Genomic DNA, 19,778 nt, shown 5'->3' with positions numbered 1-19,778 from the left:
CCCATCTGGTTGTTGTCAGCTGCGGCTTGGCAATTCCACGATGCCGGTGCCGAGCACGGAGAGCTCGTCATCCTGGTTGCGCGCTTCCTGCTCGATCTCGACGAGGTGACGGCCGTTCTCGACGAACTTGCGCTTCACCTTGCCCTTGATGAACAGGATGTCGCCCTCGGGATTGTGGCGACGGATCTTGCAGGTGGCGCGGCGCAGGAAGCCGTCATCGCCCATCCAGTTGGTGAGGTGATGGGTGAGCCAGGAGCAGCGCTCCGGACCGTAATCATAAGCGCCGGGCGCGCCGACCTCGAGCGCGAACTCCTCTTCCCAGTGCACGCGCTCGGGGCAGTCGGGGATATTGAAGCGGTTCGGGATGCCGAGGCCGCGATGGGCGTCGGCGAGCTTCCAGGCCAGCTTGTTGGCGCGGATGTAAAGACCGCCCCAGCCTTGCGCATAGGCGATGAAGCCGGTGACCGTCATCGGCCCCTTCAGCATCACCGGCAGCGCTTCGCCCTCGGTGACGTCCTGCCAGTAGCGCGGCCGCGAGCCCTGGATCCGCTCCTCGGCATAGTGCTTGTAGGCCGCAGCCAGCTCCTGCTCTGTATAGCGGCGCGGCTCGCGCGCCCTGACTTCCTTGTATTTGGTGCCCTGCTCGCGCGCGTGGTCGCGCTCGGTGCGGAAGCACCAGCTGTCGGCTTCGGCGACGAGGTCGCCCTGCTGGTTGAAGAAATCGACGTGATAAGTCTGCTGGATGGCGCGGCCGGCGAACCGGGTCTGATGCTCGACGAGGTCCTTCAGCTTGGCCTCGGTCGAGATCACGTCGTTGCGGCGGACGGCCTTGTGCCAGGTCCAGTCCGCGCCGGACCACATCGCGTGGACGCCGGGCAGGCCGCCGACATAGCCGGACACGATGCGGCTGGTCGAGAACAGGAAGCTCGGCAGCGCGATGATGCCGCCGTAACTGGATTTGGCGGCGTAGTCGGGATCGCACCAGAGCGGATTGTCGTCGCCGATGCCGTGCGCGTAGTGACGGATGTTGTCGCGCGTCGCCTCGTAGCACCAGGGCTCGGCGGTCACGCCGATCGTGACGCCGATGCGCTTGCGCAGATCGTCGAGGCCCTCTTCCGTGATCTTCGGAAACCTGGTTTCGGTCTTGTCCAGCATATAGCGTTCCTCTCGTTAATTCGTCGCTTCTGATTGCTTGGCGGCGTGCTCGCGGTCGCGCAGCACCTTGCGATTGACCTTGCCGGCCGGCGTCTTCGGCAGCTCCGCGACGAAGCTGACCAGACGCGGATATTCGTGATGGCTGAGGCGCTGACGCACGACGTCCTGGATCTCGTGCTCGAAGGACGCATCGCCCGGCCGGTCGGTGACCACGAAGGCCTTCACGACCTGGCCGCGGAGCGGGTCGGGAACACCGATGGCCGCGGCCTCGCGCACCTGCGGATGCTTCAGGATCGCATCCTCGATCTCGACGGCGCTCATGGTCCAGCCGGCGGAGATGATGACGTCGTCGGCCCGGCCGCCGTGATAGAAGTAGCCGTCCTCGTCGATGCGCCCGAGGTCCTTGGTTGCGATCCACTCGCCACGACGCCAGAGCTTGAGCTCGCCGGTCACGCCGGGCGCGCAGGGCTTGCCTTCGGCGTCCTGCACTTCGACGCGCCCACCGGGGATTGGCTTGCCCAGGGACCCCGGCTTGACGACGAAATCGCGCGCGCCGGGATAGCTCACCAGGATCACGCCGATCTCGGTGGTGCCGTACATGCTGCAGACCTGATGGCCGAAGGTGTCGCTGATGAAGGCTGCCGTCTCGCTGTCGATCGGCTCGCCGGTGAACGACATCTTTTCCAGCACATAGCGGTAGCGCGGCGCAGCGCCGGAATTCCGCATCATGCGATAATGCGTAGCGGCCGCCGAGATGTTGGTGAACCGGTGCCGTTCGAGCGCGGCCAGCAGCCGCTCCGGATTGAACTTGCCGGCATAGGCGCCGATGGTGATGCCGAGCGCCAGCGGCGCGAGCGTGCCGTGCCAGAGCCCATGTCCCCAGGCCGGCGATGACGGGCAGATGAAGCGATCGCCCGGGCGCAGGCCGGTGCCGTAGAGCGCCGCGACCATCAGCGTGACGATCGAGCGATGCGTGTGCTTGACCGCTTCCGGCAATTCGCGCGTGGTGCCCGAGGTATATTGAAACAGCGCCATGGCGTCGGCCGCCGTGTCCGGCGTGAAGTGCGGCGCAAAGCGTTGCAGATCGTTCAGGAAGGCGGCATCGGCGACCACCACTTCGGTTCCGATCCCGGCGAGAAGCTGGGCCTTCTCGGCGTTGGTCACGATCAGCCGCGGCTTGCAGTCGTCGACGCGCAGCTTGACGCCGTCGGGCCCGAACAGCGTGAACAGCGGCACGGCGATGGCGCCGGCCTTCATCGTGCCGAACACCGCTACGTAGAAGGCGCGTGAGGGTTCGAGCATGACCGCGACGCGATCACCGGCCTTGATCCCGCGGCTCACCAGATCATGCGCGAAGCGCGAGGACGCTTCCGCAAGCTCGGCAAAGCTCAGCACCTCGTCCTGCCCGTCCGCGTGAACGACGATCACGGCCGGATTGGATCGACCGGCATGCCGGTCGATGCATTCATGCGCGATGTTCAGCTGCGCACGATTGCCGTCGAACAATTCCCAGAGCTTCTCCGGGGCGAACATCGTCTGCGCGGCGGCGTAGCTCGTGTAGTCGGTCAGCTTGGTCATGGCCGGCAAGATACCGACGCCACGTTAATTGTCAAATAGCACTACGAATTGTATATGTACAATTAGACTGAATCGATGACGAACGCGCTGCGCCGCGACGACGACGATCTGTGCTTCGACGAGACAGTGTTGTTGCGCTCCGGCCGCTGTTGTACCGATACGATCATGCCGAATCCCAAATCACCCCGCGTCCGCGCCGTGCCCGCGGTCACGCGCGCGGTCGCCATCCTCCGCCTGCTCAGCCGCAATCCCGCGCCGCAGAGTCTCAAGGCGATCGCGGACACGCTCGAGCTGGTGCCGAGCACCGCACTGCACATCGTGCGCGCGCTGCTGGCGGAAGATCTGCTCCAGGTCGATCCGCAGACCAAGCGCTACAGCCTCGGCGTCGGCATGCTGCCGCTGGCGCGCGCGGTGCTCGAGAATGCCGATTTTCCCAGCCTGATGCGGCCGAAGCTCGAGGAGCTTTCAGGCCGATACGGCGTCACTGCGATCGGCGTCGAGGTGCCGGACCTCGACAACATGATCGTCGTCGCGCTGGCGCGCAGTCAGGCGCCGGTGCGGCTTCATGTCGACATCGGAAGCCGCTTTCCGGCGCTGATCAGCGCCACGGGACGCTGCGTCGCCGCCTTCAGCGGCCAGCCGGAGAAGGAGATCGAAAAGCGCTTTCGCCTGCTGCGCTGGCATAACGCGCCGACCTTCGAGGCCTGGCGCAAGGAAGTCGATCAGGTGCGCAAGCAGGGTTTCAGCATCGATCGCGGCAATTACATTGCCGGCGTCACGATCGTCGCGGTGCCGGTCCTGAACGCGAAGGGAACGATCTCGCACACGATCGCGGCCGTCGGCCTCGGCAGCCAGCTGGACCGCGCAACCTCGCTGGCGCTTGCGCGAGACATGCGCACCGTGGCGGAAGCGATCGCTCCACAGCTGGCGATCCACGCCTGATACATCCGCGCGGAAAAGCCCGATCGCCATAAACGCGATAATTCGCGCTGATGGCTTACCGGACCATGCTTAGAGCGACCCGCGCGGAGCGAGTTCGGTCTGCGATGCGAACCAGTTCATGATCCAGCGATACACCCACGGGATCGGGATGATCAGGCTGCACAGGATCGCTGCCACGATTCCGCGCCAGAGAATCCCGAGACCGCTGCCCTTGAACACGATCTCGCGGCGCGTGCCTTCGACGCTGCGGCAGAACCAGCGCATCTGGGCCGCGGCGACCCAAGCCCAGCCGATGATTGTGATGATCGAGATCGCGAACAGCAGATTCCAGCCGATATAGGCCCAGACCGAGCCGGAGAAGCTGAGGCCGAGCGGCTGCCCGTTGGAGGCGAGGTTCTCGACCATCCATTTGATCAGGAGCCAGTAGAGTACGATCTGCACGATGAACAGCAAATTGCTGAGCAGCTGGCTGCCGATGTAGCCAATCACGATCGCCAGCACGATGAAGCCGAAGAACCACGGCACCAGCGTCATCGCATTGCCAGTGAAGCTGAGGTTCGGACGTCCCGGGACCTTCACGCAGGACACGATCCACTTCGTGTACCAGACGAACACCCACGGGATCGGGATGATGAAGCACGAGGCGATCACCATCACGATCGTTCGCCAGGTGAACTCGAGGATGCCGAAATCGACCGCGAGTGCTCCGCCGGCGCCAGCGCCGCCGCCAGCATAAGCTCCGCCACCCATCATCGGCGGACCGCCGGCCGGGACCATCGGCGGCGCTCCGCCGCCGCCTCCGATCAGGCCGGGGATTTCGGCAGCCTTCTGCCAGCCGGCCATGCCCTCGGACCACACCAGCGTATCCGGCCGCACGATTCCTTGCGCGACCAGATCGCGGAATTGCCCTTCCTGGAACGGCCCCTGCTGCTTGCCCTCAGCCGCGTAAAACCAACTTGCCATGAAGCGTCCCCCTCAAAATACTTATGTACCGCTCGACAGGCGCAGGTTCACCGCATCCATGCCAAAAATGCATTGTGAATGATGAACGGCTGCCCTGTACAGAGGCGGCCGTTCACACGGCCAAACGTTTTTCCGCTTCAACCTGCAACTTTTTTATGCCATTTGCCCGGAAAGATGCCAGATTGACGCGGCGCCGGGGACATACGGCGCGGCGCATCCCGGGGAATAGGCCTGACCATGAAACTCGTCGTCGCGATCATCAAACCCTTCAAGCTCGATGAGGTCCGCCAGGCCCTGACGGCGATCGGCGTCCACGGCATGACTGTGACCGAGGTGAAGGGTTACGGCCGCCAGAAGGGCCACACCGAAATATATCGCGGCGCCGAATATGTCGTGAACTTCCTGCCGAAGCTGCGGATCGAGATCGCGGTCGCCTCCGACATCGCCGACAAGGCGGTCGGCGTGATCACCGCGTCCGCGCGCACCGGCCAGATCGGCGACGGCAAGATCTTCGTCACGCCGATCGACCATGCGCTGCGCATCCGCACCGGCGAGACCGACAGCGACGCGCTTTAGATTCTTGTTTGACGCGTTTTCTTCACGCGAACTGGTATCCACTTCGCTTGAAAACGCTTTGAACCTTTCGATCGCACCGGGCAACGACGCCGCAGCGTGCGACGCCAATTGATGCCGGGGGAAATGACATGGCGGGATTGTTGCGCCGCGCGGCCGCTTTGGCTGCGCCGATCGGATTCGTGTTCGCTTTGGCTGCGCCGGCGCATGCAGCAAGCTCCGAGATCAACACCGCCGACACCGCCTGGATGATCGTTGCCACCGCGCTGGTGCTGATGATGACGATCCCCGGGCTGGCGCTGTTCTACTCCGGCATGGTGCGCAAGAAGAACGTGCTCGCCACCATGGCGCAGAGCCTCGCCGCGGTGACGATCATCTCGATTCTCTGGGTCGCGTTCGGCTATTCGCTGTGCTTCGTCGGCGACGGCCCCTGGATCGGCTCGCTCGACCGCTGGTTCCTCGCGGGCATGACCATGGATAGCGTCAATCCGGCGGCGAAGACGATCCCGGAATCGCTGTTCATGCTGTACCAGATGACGTTCGCCATCATCACGGTGGCGCTGGTCGCAGGCTCGGTCGCCGACCGGATGCGGTTCTCCGCTTATCTGCTGTTCTCTGTCGCCTGGTTCATCTTCGTCTACATTCCGCTGGCGCATTGGGTGTGGGGCGGCGGCTTCCTCGCCAGCATGGGCGTGATGGATTTCGCCGGCGGCCTCGTCGTGCATCTGTCGGCCGGCACCGCCGGCCTCGTCGCCGCCAAGGTGATGGGACGCCGCCACGGCTACGGCACCGAAAATCTCTCGCCGTTCGATCTGTCGCTCGCGGTGATGGGCACCGGCCTGTTGTGGGTCGGCTGGTTCGGCTTCAACGGCGGCTCGGCGGGCGCGGCCAATTCGCGCGCGGTGATGGCGATCATCGCGACGCATCTTGCCGCCTGCTCCGGCGCGCTGACCTGGGGCGCGATCGAATGGTCGACCCGGCGCAAGCCTTCCGTGCTCGGCATGATCTCCGGCGCGGTCGCAGGCCTCGGCACTATCACGCCGGCCTCCGGCTTCGTCGCGCCGTGGCACGGCATCGTTATCGGCATCGCCGCCGGCGCGGTCTGCTACTGGGCCTGTACCTGGCTGAAGCATCGCTTCAACTATGACGACTCGCTCGACGTGTTCGGCGTCCACGGCATTGGCGGACTGACCGGCACGCTTCTGGCCGGCGTGTTCGCAACCAGCGCGATCGGCGGCACCGCCGGCCTGATCGAGGGCCATCCGCAGCAGCTCCTGATCCAGCTCTATGGCGTCGCCGTCACCTTCGTCTGGGCGGCGGGCGTGAGCTTCATCCTGCTCAAGCTGGTCGCCCTGTTCGTACCCCTGCGCGTCTCCCGTGAGCAGGAGCTCGAGGGTCTCGACATCACCCAGCACGGCGAGGCCTTGCAGTAAGGGCTTGCACGACACATAAGTAAATGCTTATGTGTTGTCATGATCGAAGCCGACATCTTCAAGGCACTCGCCGACCCGACGCGCCGAAAAGTCTTTGAGAAGCTCGCTGGCGGAAGCCTGAATGCCAGCGCCTTGCGCGACGGATTGGAGATCAGCCAGCCGGCGATGTCGCAGCATCTTTCGGTGCTGCGTGCGGCGGGGCTCGTGCGCGAGCAGCGGCAAGGCCGCTTTGTGAATTACGAGGTCGATCCGGACGGGATCGCCGCCATCGGGACATGGCTCGCGCGCTACCGCGCCTACTGGCCGAAGCGCATGGAAGCACTCGCCGATCTCTTGAAGGACATGGATCAATAAGGACAGGGATCAATGAGCGACGCCGCGAAACCTGATCATCCCGACGCAAACCTCGTGCTCGAATATGATTTCGATGCGCCGCCGGCAAAGGTCTGGCGCGCCGTGACCATTCCTGAATTGCGCGAGCGCTGGCTGCCGGATTGCGACCTTGCGGGCGCCGAGCCGGAATCAGCGATCCCTGGCGAAGAGGTGCGCTACCGGCTACGCGATTCCGAGCCGCCGTATCGAGAGAGCCACGTCATTTTCCGGATCGAGCCGAACGAGGACGGCGGCACCCGCTTCCGCATCATCCAGCTAGCCTGCGACGATCGAACGAAGCTGCCGCAGCCGGCCAACAGCAATTGCTGCCTGATGCGCGCGGCCGCTTAACCCCAACAAGACTTCATCACCCGTAGACATGGAGGTCGCCGATGCGCGACATGCTTCAGCTCGTCCCTATGGTCGTCGAACAATCGGCGCGCGGCGAACGATCCTTCGACATCTATTCGCGGCTCCTGCGCGAGCGCATCATCTTCCTCAACGGCGAGGTCAATGACGCGATGTCCGGACTGGTCTGCGCGCAGCTCTTGTTCCTGGAAGCGGAGAATCCGAGCCGGCCGATCAATCTCTACATCAATTCCTACGGCGGCGTGGTCACCTCTGGACTTGCGATGTACGACACCATGCAGTTCATCAAGGCGCCGGTCCATACGCTGTGCATGGGCACCGCGCGCTCGATGGGCTCGTTCCTGCTGATGGCCGGCGAGCCCGGTCACCGCGCCGCCTTGCCCAATGCAAGCCTTCACGTGCATCAGCCGCTCGGCGGCTTTCAGGGCCAGGCTTCCGACGTCCTGATCCATGCCAACGAGATGCAGGAAACCAAGCGGCGCCTCATCCGGCTCTATGCGCAGCATTGCGGGCGCTCCGAGGCGGAGGTGGAGCGGACCTTGGACCGCGACCACTTCATGACCGCGCAGCAGGGGGTCGAATGGGGATTGATCGATCGGGTTTTTGCAGCGCGCGATGCTGCCTGACACTCCGCCTGCGGCCGCTCATCTGCATGATCGGTTGCGCGTATCGCGTGGGCACCGGCGCCTAGGCTCGATATTTTGCGGCTCAGCGCGCCCCTCACCCCCTAAGCTGATACCTTTGGGCTGCCCGACACATGAGCAACATTGTGTCGGCAGCCTGTCGTGCTCACATTTTAAGCAGATCTGACCACGTTTTGAGCGCGACGTATTAGCGCACTGCAGCGCAATACCCGTCGAGCGCGAAAACACCCGTTTTCATAGTCCGTTAGGCAATGCGCCCGATCTGGCACGGCATTTGATTCTAAGGGTCCCGGCTGTGCCCGCGTAGTGAACTCTCCCTCGTGGCGAACCAGTCGAGAAACGCCCGGCCACGTCCGGACCGGGCTCAAGCGGGGATAGGACCCATGAAAATTGTTATGGCGATTATCAAGCCATTCAAGTTGGAAGAAGTCCGTGACGCCCTGACCGCCATTGGCGTTCACGGACTCACGGTGACGGAAGTCAAGGGATATGGCCGCCAGAAAGGCCATACGGAAATCTATCGCGGCGCCGAATATGCCGTGAGCTTCCTGCCCAAGATCAAGATCGAGGTCGCTGTCGCCTCCGACCAGGTCGACAAGACCATCGACGCCATCACGTCCGCGGCGAAAACCGGACAGATCGGCGACGGCAAGATCTTCGTGATCAGTCTCGACCATGCGGTTCGCATCCGCACCGGCGAGGCCGACGCCGCGGCCCTTTGATTTCGCGCTCAACCTTATCCAATCAGGAGTGAATAAAATGACGTTTAAGCGTCCCTATGGCGCGGGATTGGCGGCTCTCGCAGTCGGCCTGTTCGCTGCGACCGCAGCCTACGCCGAGCCAACGGTCAACAAGGGAGACAACGCCTGGATGCTGACATCGACAGTGCTCGTGCTGTTGATGACGATCCCCGGCCTCGCGCTGTTCTACGGCGGTCTCGTCCGTTCCAAGAACATGCTCTCGGTGCTGATGCAGGTGTTCTACACCGTCTGCGTCGTCACCGTGATCTGGGCCGTGTACGGCTACAGCCTCGCCTTCACGGGCGGCTCCGACTTCATCGGCGGCTTCTCCAAGGCCTTCATGATGGGTGTCACCACCGACTCGAAGGCCGCGACCTTCTCGGTCGACGCCAACATCTCGGAGCTCATCTACATGTGCTTCCAGATGACCTTCGCGGCGATCACGCCCGCCCTCATCGTCGGCGCCTTCGCCGAGCGCATGAAGTTCTCGGCGATCGCGCTCTTCATCCCGCTCTGGGTCACGCTGATCTACTTCCCGATCGCGCACATGGTCTGGTACTGGCCCGGCCCGGACGCGATCCAGGATGCGGCCAAGGCTCTTGCTGCTGCCACTGACGCGGCGGCGAAGACCGCGGCGCAGGCCAAGCTCGACGAGATCAACGCCGATGCTGGCTGGATCTTCAAGGCAGGCGCGATCGACTTCGCCGGCGGCACCGTGGTGCACATCAACGCCGGCATCGCAGGCCTCGTCGGCGCTCTCCTGATCGGCAAGCGCGTCGGTTACGGCAAGGAGCTGATGGCTCCGCACTCGCTGACCATGTCGATGATCGGCGCCTCGCTGCTCTGGGTCGGCTGGTTCGGCTTCAACGCCGGCTCCAACCTCGAAGCCAACGGCGGCGCCGCCCTCGCCATGACCAACTCCTTCGTCGCCACCGCGGCCGCCGCGCTGTCGTGGATGTTCGCGGAGTGGATCGTGAAGGGTCACCCGTCGGTGCTCGGCGTCATCTCCGGCGCTGTCGCGGGCCTCGTGGCCGTCACGCCTGCCGCCGGCTTCTCCGGTGTCATGGGCGCGATCGTCCTCGGTCTCGTGGTCGGCGTGGTCTGCCTGTTCTTCTGCACCGTCGTGAAGAACGCGCTCGGCTACGATGACAGCCTCGACGTGTTCGGCGTGCACTGCATCGGCGGCATCGTCGGCGCGCTCGGCACCGGCATCCTGGTCAATCCGGCTCTCGGTGGTGCGGGCATCATCGACTACACCGCGATCCCGCCCAAGGTTGCCGATTACGACTTCGCCGTGCAGATGCTGTCCCAGCTCAAGGCTGTCGGCACCACGCTGGTGTGGTCGGGCGTCGGTTCGGCGATCCTCTACAAGGTCGTCGACGTGATCGTTGGCCTCCGCGCCAATGTCGAGAGCGAGCGTGAAGGCCTCGACATCACCGAGCACACCGAGCGCGCCTACAACATGTAACCTCTCCTCCCGGGCGCGGTCTCCTAGGGGACCGCGTCCACAACTACGGTTTGGGCACATACCCGGCAATGCCCCGACCGTTGAGGGGCTCCAGCGCAAGTTGGAGCCCCTTTCTTTTTGACCGCGCGCAAAAGAAAAGGATTGCCATTCCAGATTGCCGGCGCAGAAATACCGGCCACAACGAACAACAAACCGGGAGGTCGTCATGCGTTTGGAAGGCGGATGCTATTGCGGCGAAGTGCGCTACGTGGCCGAGGGCGACCCGATGATGCAGGCCCAGTGTCATTGCCGCGAGTGCCAGTACATCTCGGGCGGCGCGCCCAACACCTTCATCGCGATGCCGGCGGCCGGCTTCAGCTACATTACCGGGCAGCCGAAACAGTTCACGCGCAAGGACCTCGAGCGCGCCGTGACGCGCGAATTCTGCGCCGAATGCGGCACGCATCTGGTGACCAAGGTCCCCGGCCTGCCCGCCGCGATCCTGAAGGTCGGCACGCTGGATGAGCCGAAACAGTTCCACCCGCAGATGGCGATCTACACCTGCGACATGCAGGAGTTCCACGCGATCCCCGCAGGCATGAAGACATTCGAGAAGCTGCCGGGGCATTGAGGTCGCCATGACGGTGCGCTCCCTCCCGCGAATGCGGGGGAGGGCGCCTCCGCGGTGGGATTCGCCAAGAGGAGAGAGCCCTCACCCGGCGCGCGGGACGATGCTACGCATCGCCCGGGGCGCGCCGACCTCTCCCGCAAGCGGGAGAGGCAGGAATCGCCTTCCATCCCATTGTTATCCGGTCTCATTATCCCCGCTCTGGACGGAGGCGGCGGCCGATGGTTAATCGCGTCTTAACCTCGCCCTATCTATGGTGAACTGAACCGCTTCCCGCCGGCGCCTTGATGCGACCGGCTGTTCCAAGAGTACTGGCGCCCAACGAATGGCTCTGACCGCTTCATCCCGTGCGCCGCAGGGCGGTGGTAGCTCCGATTCCCAACGCTCGCCCTTCGTCCGGCTGAACGAGCTGCTGGCCCCGCATCAGCCGGGCAAGCCCTTGATTTCGCTTGCAGTTGGCGAGCCCCAGCATCCCGTGCCCGAGTTCGTCGGCCCGGTGCTGGCCAAGCACATCGCCGATTTCGGCCGTTACCCGATGAACCAGGGCACCGAGCCGTTCCGCCAGGCAGCAGGTGCCTGGCTGTCGTCGCGCTTCAAGCTGCCGCGACCGCTCGACCCCAAGACCGAAATTCTCGTCCTCAATGGCAGCCGCGAGGGGCTGTTCCTCGCCGCGATTGCAGCGGCGCGCTATGTCGGGCCGAAGCCAGGCAAGCCTGCCATCCTGATGCCGAACCCGTTCTATCCGGTCTATGGCGCGGGCGCCGGTGCCGCAGCCTGCGAACAGGTCTATCTGCCGACCACCGTCGAAAACGGTTTTCTGCCCGATCTCGACGCCATCGACGAGGCGACGCTGGCGCGCACCGTGGCGTTCTATCTGGCCTCGCCCGCCAATCCGCAGGGTTCGGTCGCCAAGCCCGATTATTTCAGGCGGCTGAAGCAGCTCGCCGACCGCTACAACTTCATGATCCTCAGCGATGAGTGCTATTCGGAGATCTACACCCGCGAGGCGCCAGGCAGCGCGCTCGAATCCGCGGGTGCCGACTTCACCCGCGTGGCTGCGTTCCAGTCGCTGTCAAAACGCTCCAATTTGCCGGGCCTGCGCGTCGGCTTCGCCGCGGGCGACAAGAAGTTCATCGGCATGTTCCTCGAGCTGCGCAACATTGCGGCGCCGCAGGTGCCGGTGCCGCTGCAGCATGTCGCGACCGTTGCCTATGGCGACGAGGCGCATGTCGAGGAGAACCGCAGGCTCTACCGGATCAAGTTCGATCTCGCCGACCAGATCATCGGCAATCGCTACGGCTATCGCCGGCCCGACGGCGGCTTTTGCGTCTGGCTCAACACGCCCGAGATCGGTGACGACGTCTCGGTGACGCTGAAGCTGTTTAGGGAAGCCGGCGTGCGCGTGGTGCCCGGCTCCTATCTGGCGCGGCTTCAACCTGACGGCTTCAATCCCGGTGCCGGCTACATTCGACTGGCGCTGGTGCAGGATAGTGAGACCACGGCGCAGGCGTTGCACCGGCTGGTCGAAACTCTGGGTTAGGCGGGGCCCATGAGCATGTCGGCAATCGAACGTGTCATTCCACTGGTCGGCCATCTGCCGCCGTCGATCCGCGAGGGTCTGGCGCGGCGGATGCGCGAGCTCACCGGCCTCGGCATGGTCGGGCTGGCGGGCGTGGCCTCGGCCGCGCTGATGACCTGGTCGGTGCAGGATCCCAGCCTCAGCCACGCGACCTCGCGGCCGATCCGCAACATTCTCGGCTATGCCGGTGCGATCGGCGCCGACCTTGCGATGCAGATCCTCGGGCTCGGCGCCATCATGCTGGTCCTGACCGTCGCGGTCTGGGGTTGGCGCATGATGACGCATCGCCCGTTCGACCGCGAAGCGCTGCGGCTCGGTTCCTGGATTCTCTGCACGGTGATCGCGGCGGGCTTCGTCAGCTGCTGGCCGCATGGCGGCGCCTGGCCGCTGCCGACCGGCCTCGGCGGCGTGGTCGGCGACGCCCTGGTGCGCGCGCCCGCGGTGATTTTCGGACCCGCCGGCACGATCTACCGCATGGTACTCGGCACGATCCTGTTCGCCGCGATGACCGCGACGTTCCTGATCGCCTGCGGTCTCGGCGCACGCGAGCATGACGACGAGCTCGCCGAGATCGAGGATGACGACAAGCCGCTCGATGAGGACGAGGGGAGCGATCGCGGCTCGGTGTCGCTGGGCTGGCTGTTCCACGCGCTGATGAGTACCAAGGCACGCCTGATCTGGCTGTGTGGTGCCGCTTACCGCGCCCTGGTCTCGAGCGGACCGAAGACCAAGGCCGTTGCGTTCAGCCGCCAGGAGCCGAATCTCGGCGGCGGCCGCACCGCGCCCTCGATCTCGCCGCAGTCCGAAGACGAGGACGAGGACGAGCACGAGGAGGACGAAGAGGAAGGCGAGGAGGAAGAGGAAGAAGTGGAAGAGCCCGCCGCGCGCGCCCCGCGCAAGAAGGCTGCGCCGAAGGCCGCTTCCAAGAGATCCTCCGACAAGTTCGAGCTTCCGTCCGTCTCCGTGCTGGCCGCGCCCAAGGCCGGCGATCGCCAACCACTCAGCAAGGCCGAGCTGGAAGCCAATTCGCGCTCGCTCGAAGGCGTGCTGCAAGATTTCGGCGTGCGCGGCGAAATCGTGAAGGCCAATCCGGGTCCGGTCGTCACGCTGTACGAGCTGGAGCCGGCGCCCGGCATCAAGTCTTCACGCGTGATCGGCCTCTCCGACGACATCGCCCGCTCGATGAGCGCGCTGTCGGCGCGCGTCGCCGTCGTGCCGGGCCGCAATGCGATCGGCATCGAGCTGCCGAACGCGCATCGCGAAAAGGTTTACCTGCGTGAACTGCTGGTCGCGAAGGAAGCGACCGAGACGGTCGCGAAGCTGCCGCTCTGCCTCGGCAAGACCATCGGCGGTGACCCCGTCATCATCGACCTCGCGCGCACGCCGCACATGCTGATCGCCGGTACCACCGGCTCGGGCAAGTCGGTCGCCATCAACACCATGATCCTCAGCCTGGTCTACCGGCTGCGCCCCGATCAGTGCCGGCTGATCATGGTCGATCCGAAGATGCTCGAACTCTCCGTCTATGACGGCATTCCCCATCTGCTCACGCCCGTCGTGACCGATCCGAAGAAGGCGGTGGTCGCGCTGAAATGGGCGGTGCGCGAGATGGAAGAGCGCTACAAGAACATGGCCAAGCTCGGTGTGCGCAACATCGACGGCTACAACACGCGCCTCGGCGAGTTGAAGGCCAAGGGCGAGGAGCCGACGCGCACGGTGCACACCGGCTTCGACAAGGAGACCGGCAAGGCGATCTACGAGGAAGAGAAGCTCTCGCTCGACCCGCTGCCCTACATCGTCATCATCGTCGACGAAATGGCCGACCTGATGATGGTCGCCGGCAAGGACATCGAAGGCGCCGTGCAGCGCCTCGCGCAGATGGCGCGCGCCGCCGGCCTGCATGTGATCCTGGCGACGCAGCGACCGTCGGTCGACGTCATCACCGGCACCATCAAGGCCAACTTCCCGACCCGCATCGCCTTCCAGGTGACGTCGAAGATCGACAGCCGCACCATCCTCGGCGAGATGGGCGCCGAGCAGCTGCTCGGCCAGGGCGACATGCTGTACATGGCGGGCGGCGGCCGCATCAGCCGTGTGCACGGACCGTTCGCGTCCGACGAGGAAGTCGAGAAGGTGGTGCGTCACCTCAAGACGCAGGGCCAGCCGGAATACCTCGAAGCGGTTACCGCCGAAGAGCCGACCGAGGACGAGGACGGGGCGGTGTTCGACGCCACCGGCATGGGCGCGGACGGCGGCGGCGACCTGTTCGCGCAGGCCGTTGCGATCGTCAAACGCGACCGCAAGGCCTCGACCAGCTACATTCAGCGCCGCCTGCAGATCGGCTATAATCGCGCCGCCTCGTTGATGGAGCGCATGGAACTGGAAGGCATCGTCGGACCCGCCAACCACGCCGGAAAGCGCGAGATTCTGGTCGAGGAAGAAGACAGCCATATGTGAGGCAGCCGCCTCTGAACGAAATTTCACGTAGAATCGATATCTGCTTTTGCCCGAAATCACGCTAAAAGACGCCCAGCCACACAGGACGACGCGTTGATCAGACATCCGGACACTCGATTCGCTGCCAGCATTGCCGCGCGAAGCGCGCGCATGGCCGGCGTGCTTCTCGTCACCGCCGCGATGGTGACCACTGCGCTCGCGCAGAACGTCCCCGTGCCAAAACCCGCGCCGAAGGGCCGCGATGGCGGGGCATCCGCTGGCGGCCCCGCGGTCACCGGTGCGACCCAGCAGCCGCCGAATCCGGTGATCCCGGATCCGCGCCGCAATGTGCCGAGCAGCATCTTCCAGACCTTCGACGACAAGCAGAAGGCGCAGGCGGCCAAGGTCAGCGCCTATCTGTCCTCGCTCCAGACGCTGGTCGGAAATTTCGTCCAGGTCGGTCCCGACGGCAGCAAGACGCAGGGCGACTTCTACATCCAGAAGCCAGGCAAGGTGCGGTTCGAATATGACGCGCCGAGCCCGATCGACATCGTCGCCGACGGCTCCTCGCTGGTGGTGCGCGACCGCAAGCTGGCGACGCAGGACGTCTATCCGCTGTCGCAGACGCCGCTGCGCTTCCTGTTGTCCGACCGCATCGACCTGATGAAAGACACCAATGTCGTCAACGTCACGGCCGACGACCTCTTCGTCAGCGTGACCATCGAGGAGAAGCAGGCGCTGGTCGGCACCAGCCGCTTGCTGCTGATGTTCGGCGCCAAGGACGGCCAGCTCAAGCAATGGACCGTCACCGACCCGCAGGGCTACGACACCACGATCGCGGTCTACAATCTGGATTCGAGCAAGAAGCTCGATCCCGGCATGTTCAAGATCGATTTCACCAATTACGGCCCGGCGCCGGGATAAGCGCTCCGCTGCCGTAGGGTGGGCAAAGGCGCGCTTGCGCCGTGCCCACCATCTCGTCCTCGTGGAGGCAATGTGGGCACGCTTCGCTTTGCCCACCCTACGAGGGCTTGCTGTGGACAAGCATTTTGCCCACGCCAATCCATGCTAAGACGCAACCCTCATGCGTCTCTCCCTGACAACCTGGAACATCAATTCGGTGCGGCTGCGCATCGACCTGGTCGCGAAATTCCTCAAGAGCGCGCGGCCGGACGTGCTGTGTCTCCAGGAAACCAAGTGCATCGACGATGCCTTTCCGCTGAAGCGCTTCAAGCGGCTCGGCTATGAGCATGTCGCGCTGAACGGGCAGAAGGGCTATCACGGCGTTGCCATCGTCTCGAAGATTCCGTTCGAGTCAAAAGACATCCGCACCTTCTGCGACAAGGTGGATTCGCGCCATATCTCGGTGTCGTTCGGTGAGAAGGCCAACATCGCAAAGCCGCTGGTGCTGCATAATTTCTACGTGCCCGCCGGCGGCGACGTTCCCGATCCCGCGCTGAACGAGAAGTTCGACCACAAGCTCCGCTTCCTCGACGAGATGACGGCGTGCGAGCCGCTGCATCCACGCGGCGAGGACCGTCACATCCTCGTCGGCGATCTCAACGTCGCCCCGCACGAGAACGACGTGTGGTCGCACAAGCAGCTGTTGAAGGTGGTCTCGCACACGCCTGTCGAAACCGAGAAGCTGAAGGCTGCGCTTGCCGCCGGCGAATGGATCGACGTCGCGCGCGACCGCATCCCGATGTCGGAAAAAGTCTATACCTGGTGGAGCTACCGCTCCGCCGACTGGACCGTCGGCGACCGCGGCCGCCGGCTCGATCACATCTGGGTCTCGCGCGCGCTGAAGGATGCGGTCAGCGATTTCAAGATCCTGCGCGATGCGCGCAGTTGGGAACGGCCGTCGGACCACGTGCCGGTGACCATGACGCTGGAGGTTTAAACCCCTGCCGTCATTCCGGGGCGCGACAAAGTCGCAGGCGATGGTGCGCAATTGCGCATCTGAGAATCCACTCATCCACCGTCGCTGACACTCAATGGATTCCGGGCTCGCGCTACGCGCGCCCCGGAATGACGGGTGGAGAGACCGACCTCACGACGTCAGCTTCGCGCCCGCCATCAGGATATCGCTGGCAATCTGGCTCGAGCGCACCGCGAATTCATCCCGCAAGCGGACCGCGGCAGCGGGATCGCTTTCGAGCACGCGCTGGAAAAGGCTGCGCGCGACACGGATGACGGAGGCGTGCTCCAGAGCGATCGCGCTCGACGGCCGCTTCATCGGTACCACCAGCGCGAGCTCGCCGATCAGCGCGCCGGGGCCGGCGATCATCTCGGCGCCGGCGCCGTCGTCGACCCGGAAGGCGCCGCGCTGGACCACGAAGCCGGCATCGGCCTCGTCGCCGAGATTGAACAGGACGTCGCCGCGGACGAAGTTGCGCTGCTCGGAGCCGATCGCCAGCATGCGCAACGAGGCGTCTCCCAACAGGCGCAAGGTCGGGACACGCTCGAGAAGCGCTACGTCGTCGTCGATTGACATTCAGGTCCGAGGCTCAAGGGCACGATATCTAAAACGATTCGCGCGCCCCCGAAGCGTATCACGGCACCAGTTTGTAGCCACCGGCTTCCGTGACCAGGATCTCCGGGTTCGCGGCGTCCTTCTCGATCTTCTGGCGCAGACGGTAGATGTGGGTTTCCAGCGTGTGCGTAGTGACGCCGGAGTTGTAGCCCCAGACCTCCTGGAGCAGGGTCTCGCGCGAGACCGGCATCTGGCCCGCCCGGTAGAGGAAGCGGAGGATGGCGGTTTCCTTTTCCGTCAGCCGCACCTTGCGGGCATTGGCCGCGGTCAGCATTTTCGAGCCGGGACGGAAAGAGTAGGGGCCGACCGAGAACACCGCGTCCTCGCTGGCCTCGTGCTGCCGAAGCTGGGCACGGATACGGGCCAGCAGCACGGCGAAACGGAAGGGCTTTGCGACGTAGTCGTTGGCGCCGGATTCCAGCCCCAAAATCGTATCGGAATCGGTGTCATGCCCGGTCAGCATGATGATTGGGGCCTTGAAGCCGCCCTTGCGCAAGGAGCGGACCACCTCGCGGCCGTCGGTGTCGGGCAGGCCGACATCCATCAGGACCAGATCGGGGGAATTGGCCTTTGCGGCGCTTGCACCCTTGGCGCCGGTATCGACGGCGGAGGCTTCGAATTCTTCGTGCAGCGATAATTGCTCCACCAACGTATCGCGCAGATCGGTATCGTCATCCACGATCAGGATCTTGCGGGCATTGGCCATAGGGGGTCATCCTTTTGGAGTCCGGCTCAGCGCGCATACATGCTGCACCCAGCCGCGAGGGAAAGTTAGGGGTCGCCGTTATTATTGTTGTTCGTGTTGAAGTAGTGGGCTGTTACCGATTCTCAAGCCAGAACCACTCTAACGCAGAATAGCAGGGCGATTTGATGAATGTCCTGTAATGAATTCGACATTGCACGGTCACATGAAAAACAAAGCTATATCAGCTAGTTACACCCGAAATCGGAGCGCCGGACCGCTGCCTGCGATCCGCGTTAGGCCTGCCGCCGGGAATCCACGCCGGGGCTGGTTGACCGCCGGCGCGCTGACAATTCCGGTGGCGCTGGGGCGGGGCGGCATTCTCGCCAACAAGCGCGAGGGCGACGGCGGCACCCCCAGGGGCAGTTTCCGTCCCAGGCAATTGTGGTGGCGGGCCGACCGGCACAGCCGTCCCAAAACCTTCCTTGCGGCCAGGACCATCACCGGCGCGGACGCCTGGTGCGAGGATCCCGCCGATCGCCATTACAACCAGTGGATCCGGCGCGGGCAGGGCGAGGGCGGCGACCGTCTCAAGCGAGACGACCATCTCTACGACTTCATCATCGAGATCGACCACAACACAAGGCCGCGCATCGCCGGCCGCGGCAGCGCCGTCTTCCTCCACCTGGCGCGCGACAATTTCGGGCCGACAGCAGGCTGCGTCTCCATGACCAAGGCGGCGATGCTGCAATTGCTGCGACGGCTCGGACCCAAAACAAAAATCATCATCGGCTGAGGGCACATGCTCGGCAAGGATCACATCGCCACAGCTTCCAACGTCCTGGTCAAGCATTGGCGCGACGGCACCAAGCTCGGCGCGCTGGAGACGAGTTTGCGGCCGCAGAGCCGCGCTGACGGCTATGCCATCCAGGCCGCGCTCGAAACGCAGTCGCTCGGAAAACTTTTCGGCTGGAAGATCGCAGCAACCAGCGAGGCCGGCCAGAAGCACATCAACGTCGCGGGGCCGCTGGCCGGTCGTATCATGAGCGACACGGTGATCGCCGACGGCGGCACCGCGTCGATGAAGGGTAACGAGATGCGCGTCGGCGAACCTGAATTCGCCTTTCGCATGGGACACGACCTGCCGCCACGTGCCGCGTCCTACAGCGTCGACGAGGTGCTTGCGGCCGTCGAGAGCTTGCATCCTGCGATCGAGATTCCCGATTCGCGCTTTGCCGATTTCGCCAGCGCCGGCGAAGCGCAGCTCATCGCCGACAATGCCTGCGCGCATCTGTTCGTGCTGGGCGCGGCGACATCGGCGAACTGGCGCGCGATCGATCTCGTCGACGAGCGGCCGCAGATCACGCTGCGCGGCCAGCACTACACCGGCCACGGCAAGAACGTGCTCGGCGACCCCCGCGTTGCGCTCGCCTGGCTCGCCAATGAGCTGCGCGGGCTCGGCATCACCTTGCGGGCAGGGGAGGTGGTGACCACAGGCACCTGCCATCCGCCGCTGCCGATCCAGGCCGGCGATTATTTTGCGGTGGATTTTGGTGTGCTGGGGAAGGTGTCGGTGGGGTTTGCGTAGGTAGCACACCCACTGTCGTCCCTGCGAAAGCAGGGACCCATAACCCCAGGGAGGGGCGTGGCGCGAGTTGGCAACCACGAGTCTTCGCCAAACTGCTCCCTGTGGTTATGGGTCCC

General features: G+C 64.4%; 20 protein-coding genes. 15 read left to right on the top strand and 5 right to left on the bottom strand.

What is annotated here, in order from left to right:
* Positions 1–15: 15 nt before the first annotated feature.
* Both WN72_RS01205 and WN72_RS01200 read right to left on the bottom strand, forming a co-directional pair.
* Positions 16–1,155: an FAS1-like dehydratase domain-containing protein gene (locus WN72_RS01205; RefSeq protein ID WP_027561715.1), complete on the bottom strand. Its 1,140-nt coding sequence runs from the start codon at positions 1,153–1,155 to the stop codon at positions 16–18.
* 15 nt (positions 1,156–1,170) lie between these two features.
* The gene (locus tag WN72_RS01200; RefSeq protein WP_092211592.1) at positions 1,171–2,733 is read right to left on the bottom strand and encodes an acetate--CoA ligase; all 1,563 of its coding nucleotides are present in this window, start codon (positions 2,731–2,733) and stop codon (positions 1,171–1,173) included.
* Positions 2,734–2,808: 75 nt separating this feature from the next.
* Here WN72_RS01200 and WN72_RS01195 point away from each other — a divergent pair, with 75 nt between their 5' ends.
* Entirely contained in the window at positions 2,809–3,675 is an 867-nt protein-coding gene (locus WN72_RS01195; protein ID WP_244553635.1) for an IclR family transcriptional regulator, read from the top strand.
* Between the two features lie 69 nt (positions 3,676–3,744).
* On the opposite strand, the gene WN72_RS01190 is transcribed toward WN72_RS01195, so the two are convergent.
* Complete coding sequence (locus WN72_RS01190) at positions 3,745–4,638, bottom strand: DUF4339 domain-containing protein (protein ID WP_092211594.1); 894 nt, start codon at positions 4,636–4,638, stop codon at positions 3,745–3,747.
* 237 nt (positions 4,639–4,875) lie between these two features.
* Here WN72_RS01190 and WN72_RS01185 point away from each other — a divergent pair, with 237 nt between their 5' ends.
* From WN72_RS01185 to xth, 12 genes are all read left to right on the top strand, one after another.
* Entirely contained in the window at positions 4,876–5,214 is a 339-nt protein-coding gene (locus tag WN72_RS01185) for a P-II family nitrogen regulator (protein ID WP_027535359.1), read from the top strand.
* A gap of 128 nt (positions 5,215–5,342) precedes the next feature.
* Positions 5,343–6,644: an ammonium transporter gene (locus WN72_RS01180; protein WP_027561711.1), complete on the top strand. Its 1,302-nt coding sequence runs from the start codon at positions 5,343–5,345 to the stop codon at positions 6,642–6,644.
* Positions 6,645–6,683: 39 nt separating this feature from the next.
* Complete coding sequence (locus WN72_RS01175; RefSeq protein ID WP_027561710.1) at positions 6,684–6,998, top strand: ArsR/SmtB family transcription factor; 315 nt, start codon at positions 6,684–6,686, stop codon at positions 6,996–6,998.
* 12 nt (positions 6,999–7,010) lie between these two features.
* The gene (locus WN72_RS01170; RefSeq protein WP_092211595.1) at positions 7,011–7,367 is read left to right on the top strand and encodes an SRPBCC family protein; all 357 of its coding nucleotides are present in this window, start codon (positions 7,011–7,013) and stop codon (positions 7,365–7,367) included.
* Between the two features lie 41 nt (positions 7,368–7,408).
* Positions 7,409–8,011, top strand: coding sequence for an ATP-dependent Clp protease proteolytic subunit (locus WN72_RS01165; RefSeq protein ID WP_092211597.1), 603 nt, complete (start codon positions 7,409–7,411; stop codon positions 8,009–8,011).
* Positions 8,012–8,412: 401 nt separating this feature from the next.
* Positions 8,413–8,751, top strand: a complete 339-nt coding sequence (locus WN72_RS01160; protein WP_027525082.1) for a P-II family nitrogen regulator — start codon at positions 8,413–8,415, stop codon at positions 8,749–8,751.
* A gap of 37 nt (positions 8,752–8,788) precedes the next feature.
* The gene (locus WN72_RS01155) at positions 8,789–10,237 is read left to right on the top strand and encodes an ammonium transporter (protein WP_027561707.1); all 1,449 of its coding nucleotides are present in this window, start codon (positions 8,789–8,791) and stop codon (positions 10,235–10,237) included.
* A 205-nt stretch (positions 10,238–10,442) separates the two neighbouring features.
* The gene (locus WN72_RS01150) at positions 10,443–10,847 is read left to right on the top strand and encodes a GFA family protein (RefSeq protein WP_092211598.1); all 405 of its coding nucleotides are present in this window, start codon (positions 10,443–10,445) and stop codon (positions 10,845–10,847) included.
* 322 nt (positions 10,848–11,169) lie between these two features.
* Positions 11,170–12,384, top strand: a complete 1,215-nt coding sequence (locus WN72_RS01145; protein WP_092211600.1) for an aminotransferase class I/II-fold pyridoxal phosphate-dependent enzyme — start codon at positions 11,170–11,172, stop codon at positions 12,382–12,384.
* A 9-nt stretch (positions 12,385–12,393) separates the two neighbouring features.
* Complete coding sequence (locus WN72_RS01140) at positions 12,394–14,880, top strand: DNA translocase FtsK (protein WP_092211601.1); 2,487 nt, start codon at positions 12,394–12,396, stop codon at positions 14,878–14,880.
* Positions 14,881–15,030: 150 nt separating this feature from the next.
* On the top strand, positions 15,031–15,783 hold the full coding sequence (locus WN72_RS01135) for an outer membrane lipoprotein carrier protein LolA (RefSeq protein WP_092211603.1): 753 nt from the start codon (positions 15,031–15,033) through the stop codon (positions 15,781–15,783).
* Positions 15,784–15,943: 160 nt separating this feature from the next.
* The gene (gene xth, locus WN72_RS01130; RefSeq protein WP_092211604.1) at positions 15,944–16,759 is read left to right on the top strand and encodes an exodeoxyribonuclease III; all 816 of its coding nucleotides are present in this window, start codon (positions 15,944–15,946) and stop codon (positions 16,757–16,759) included.
* A gap of 150 nt (positions 16,760–16,909) precedes the next feature.
* On the opposite strand, the gene WN72_RS01125 is transcribed toward xth, so the two are convergent.
* Positions 16,910–17,353 (bottom strand): cyclic nucleotide-binding domain-containing protein, encoded by a 444-nt coding sequence (locus tag WN72_RS01125; protein WP_092211606.1) that lies wholly within the window; start codon positions 17,351–17,353, stop codon positions 16,910–16,912.
* 58 nt (positions 17,354–17,411) lie between these two features.
* Positions 17,412–18,098: a response regulator transcription factor gene (locus WN72_RS01120; RefSeq protein ID WP_008142830.1), complete on the bottom strand. Its 687-nt coding sequence runs from the start codon at positions 18,096–18,098 to the stop codon at positions 17,412–17,414.
* A gap of 202 nt (positions 18,099–18,300) precedes the next feature.
* Here WN72_RS01120 and WN72_RS01115 point away from each other — a divergent pair, with 202 nt between their 5' ends.
* The gene (locus WN72_RS01115; RefSeq protein WP_167380552.1) at positions 18,301–18,870 is read left to right on the top strand and encodes a L,D-transpeptidase family protein; all 570 of its coding nucleotides are present in this window, start codon (positions 18,301–18,303) and stop codon (positions 18,868–18,870) included.
* 6 nt (positions 18,871–18,876) lie between these two features.
* Positions 18,877–19,662 carry a 2-keto-4-pentenoate hydratase gene (locus WN72_RS01110; protein ID WP_027561699.1) on the top strand — a complete coding sequence of 262 codons (786 nt, stop codon included), beginning with the start codon at positions 18,877–18,879 and terminating at the stop codon, positions 19,660–19,662.
* Positions 19,663–19,778: the final 116 nt, after the last annotated feature.

This window comes from Bradyrhizobium arachidis, assembly GCF_015291705.1.
Lineage (GTDB): Bacteria > Pseudomonadota > Alphaproteobacteria > Rhizobiales > Xanthobacteraceae > Bradyrhizobium > Bradyrhizobium arachidis.
This window is presented reverse-complemented; position numbering and strand designations above follow the sequence as displayed.

What these genes read in the sequence shown, in the direction of transcription:
- WN72_RS01205 (WP_027561715.1), bottom strand. Translation starts at nt 1,155, where the DNA reads ATGCTGGACAAGACCGAAACCAGGTTTCCGAAGATCACGGAAGAGGGC.
- WN72_RS01200 (WP_092211592.1), bottom strand. Translation starts at nt 2,733, where the DNA reads ATGACCAAGCTGACCGACTACACGAGCTACGCCGCCGCGCAGACGATG.
- WN72_RS01195 (WP_244553635.1), top strand. Translation starts at nt 2,809, where the DNA reads ATGACGAACGCGCTGCGCCGCGACGACGACGATCTGTGCTTCGACGAG.
- WN72_RS01190 (WP_092211594.1), bottom strand. Translation starts at nt 4,638, where the DNA reads ATGGCAAGTTGGTTTTACGCGGCTGAGGGCAAGCAGCAGGGGCCGTTC.
- WN72_RS01185 (WP_027535359.1), top strand. Translation starts at nt 4,876, where the DNA reads ATGAAACTCGTCGTCGCGATCATCAAACCCTTCAAGCTCGATGAGGTC.
- WN72_RS01180 (WP_027561711.1), top strand. Translation starts at nt 5,343, where the DNA reads ATGGCGGGATTGTTGCGCCGCGCGGCCGCTTTGGCTGCGCCGATCGGA.
- WN72_RS01175 (WP_027561710.1), top strand. Translation starts at nt 6,684, where the DNA reads ATGATCGAAGCCGACATCTTCAAGGCACTCGCCGACCCGACGCGCCGA.
- WN72_RS01170 (WP_092211595.1), top strand. Translation starts at nt 7,011, where the DNA reads ATGAGCGACGCCGCGAAACCTGATCATCCCGACGCAAACCTCGTGCTC.
- WN72_RS01165 (WP_092211597.1), top strand. Translation starts at nt 7,409, where the DNA reads ATGCGCGACATGCTTCAGCTCGTCCCTATGGTCGTCGAACAATCGGCG.
- WN72_RS01160 (WP_027525082.1), top strand. Translation starts at nt 8,413, where the DNA reads ATGAAAATTGTTATGGCGATTATCAAGCCATTCAAGTTGGAAGAAGTC.
- WN72_RS01155 (WP_027561707.1), top strand. Translation starts at nt 8,789, where the DNA reads ATGACGTTTAAGCGTCCCTATGGCGCGGGATTGGCGGCTCTCGCAGTC.
- WN72_RS01150 (WP_092211598.1), top strand. Translation starts at nt 10,443, where the DNA reads ATGCGTTTGGAAGGCGGATGCTATTGCGGCGAAGTGCGCTACGTGGCC.
- WN72_RS01145 (WP_092211600.1), top strand. Translation starts at nt 11,170, where the DNA reads ATGGCTCTGACCGCTTCATCCCGTGCGCCGCAGGGCGGTGGTAGCTCC.
- WN72_RS01140 (WP_092211601.1), top strand. Translation starts at nt 12,394, where the DNA reads ATGAGCATGTCGGCAATCGAACGTGTCATTCCACTGGTCGGCCATCTG.
- WN72_RS01135 (WP_092211603.1), top strand. Translation starts at nt 15,031, where the DNA reads ATGGCCGGCGTGCTTCTCGTCACCGCCGCGATGGTGACCACTGCGCTC.
- xth (WP_092211604.1), top strand. Translation starts at nt 15,944, where the DNA reads ATGCGTCTCTCCCTGACAACCTGGAACATCAATTCGGTGCGGCTGCGC.
- WN72_RS01125 (WP_092211606.1), bottom strand. Translation starts at nt 17,353, where the DNA reads ATGTCAATCGACGACGACGTAGCGCTTCTCGAGCGTGTCCCGACCTTG.
- WN72_RS01120 (WP_008142830.1), bottom strand. Translation starts at nt 18,098, where the DNA reads ATGGCCAATGCCCGCAAGATCCTGATCGTGGATGACGATACCGATCTG.
- WN72_RS01115 (WP_167380552.1), top strand. Translation starts at nt 18,301, where the DNA reads ATGAAAAACAAAGCTATATCAGCTAGTTACACCCGAAATCGGAGCGCC.
- WN72_RS01110 (WP_027561699.1), top strand. Translation starts at nt 18,877, where the DNA reads ATGCTCGGCAAGGATCACATCGCCACAGCTTCCAACGTCCTGGTCAAG.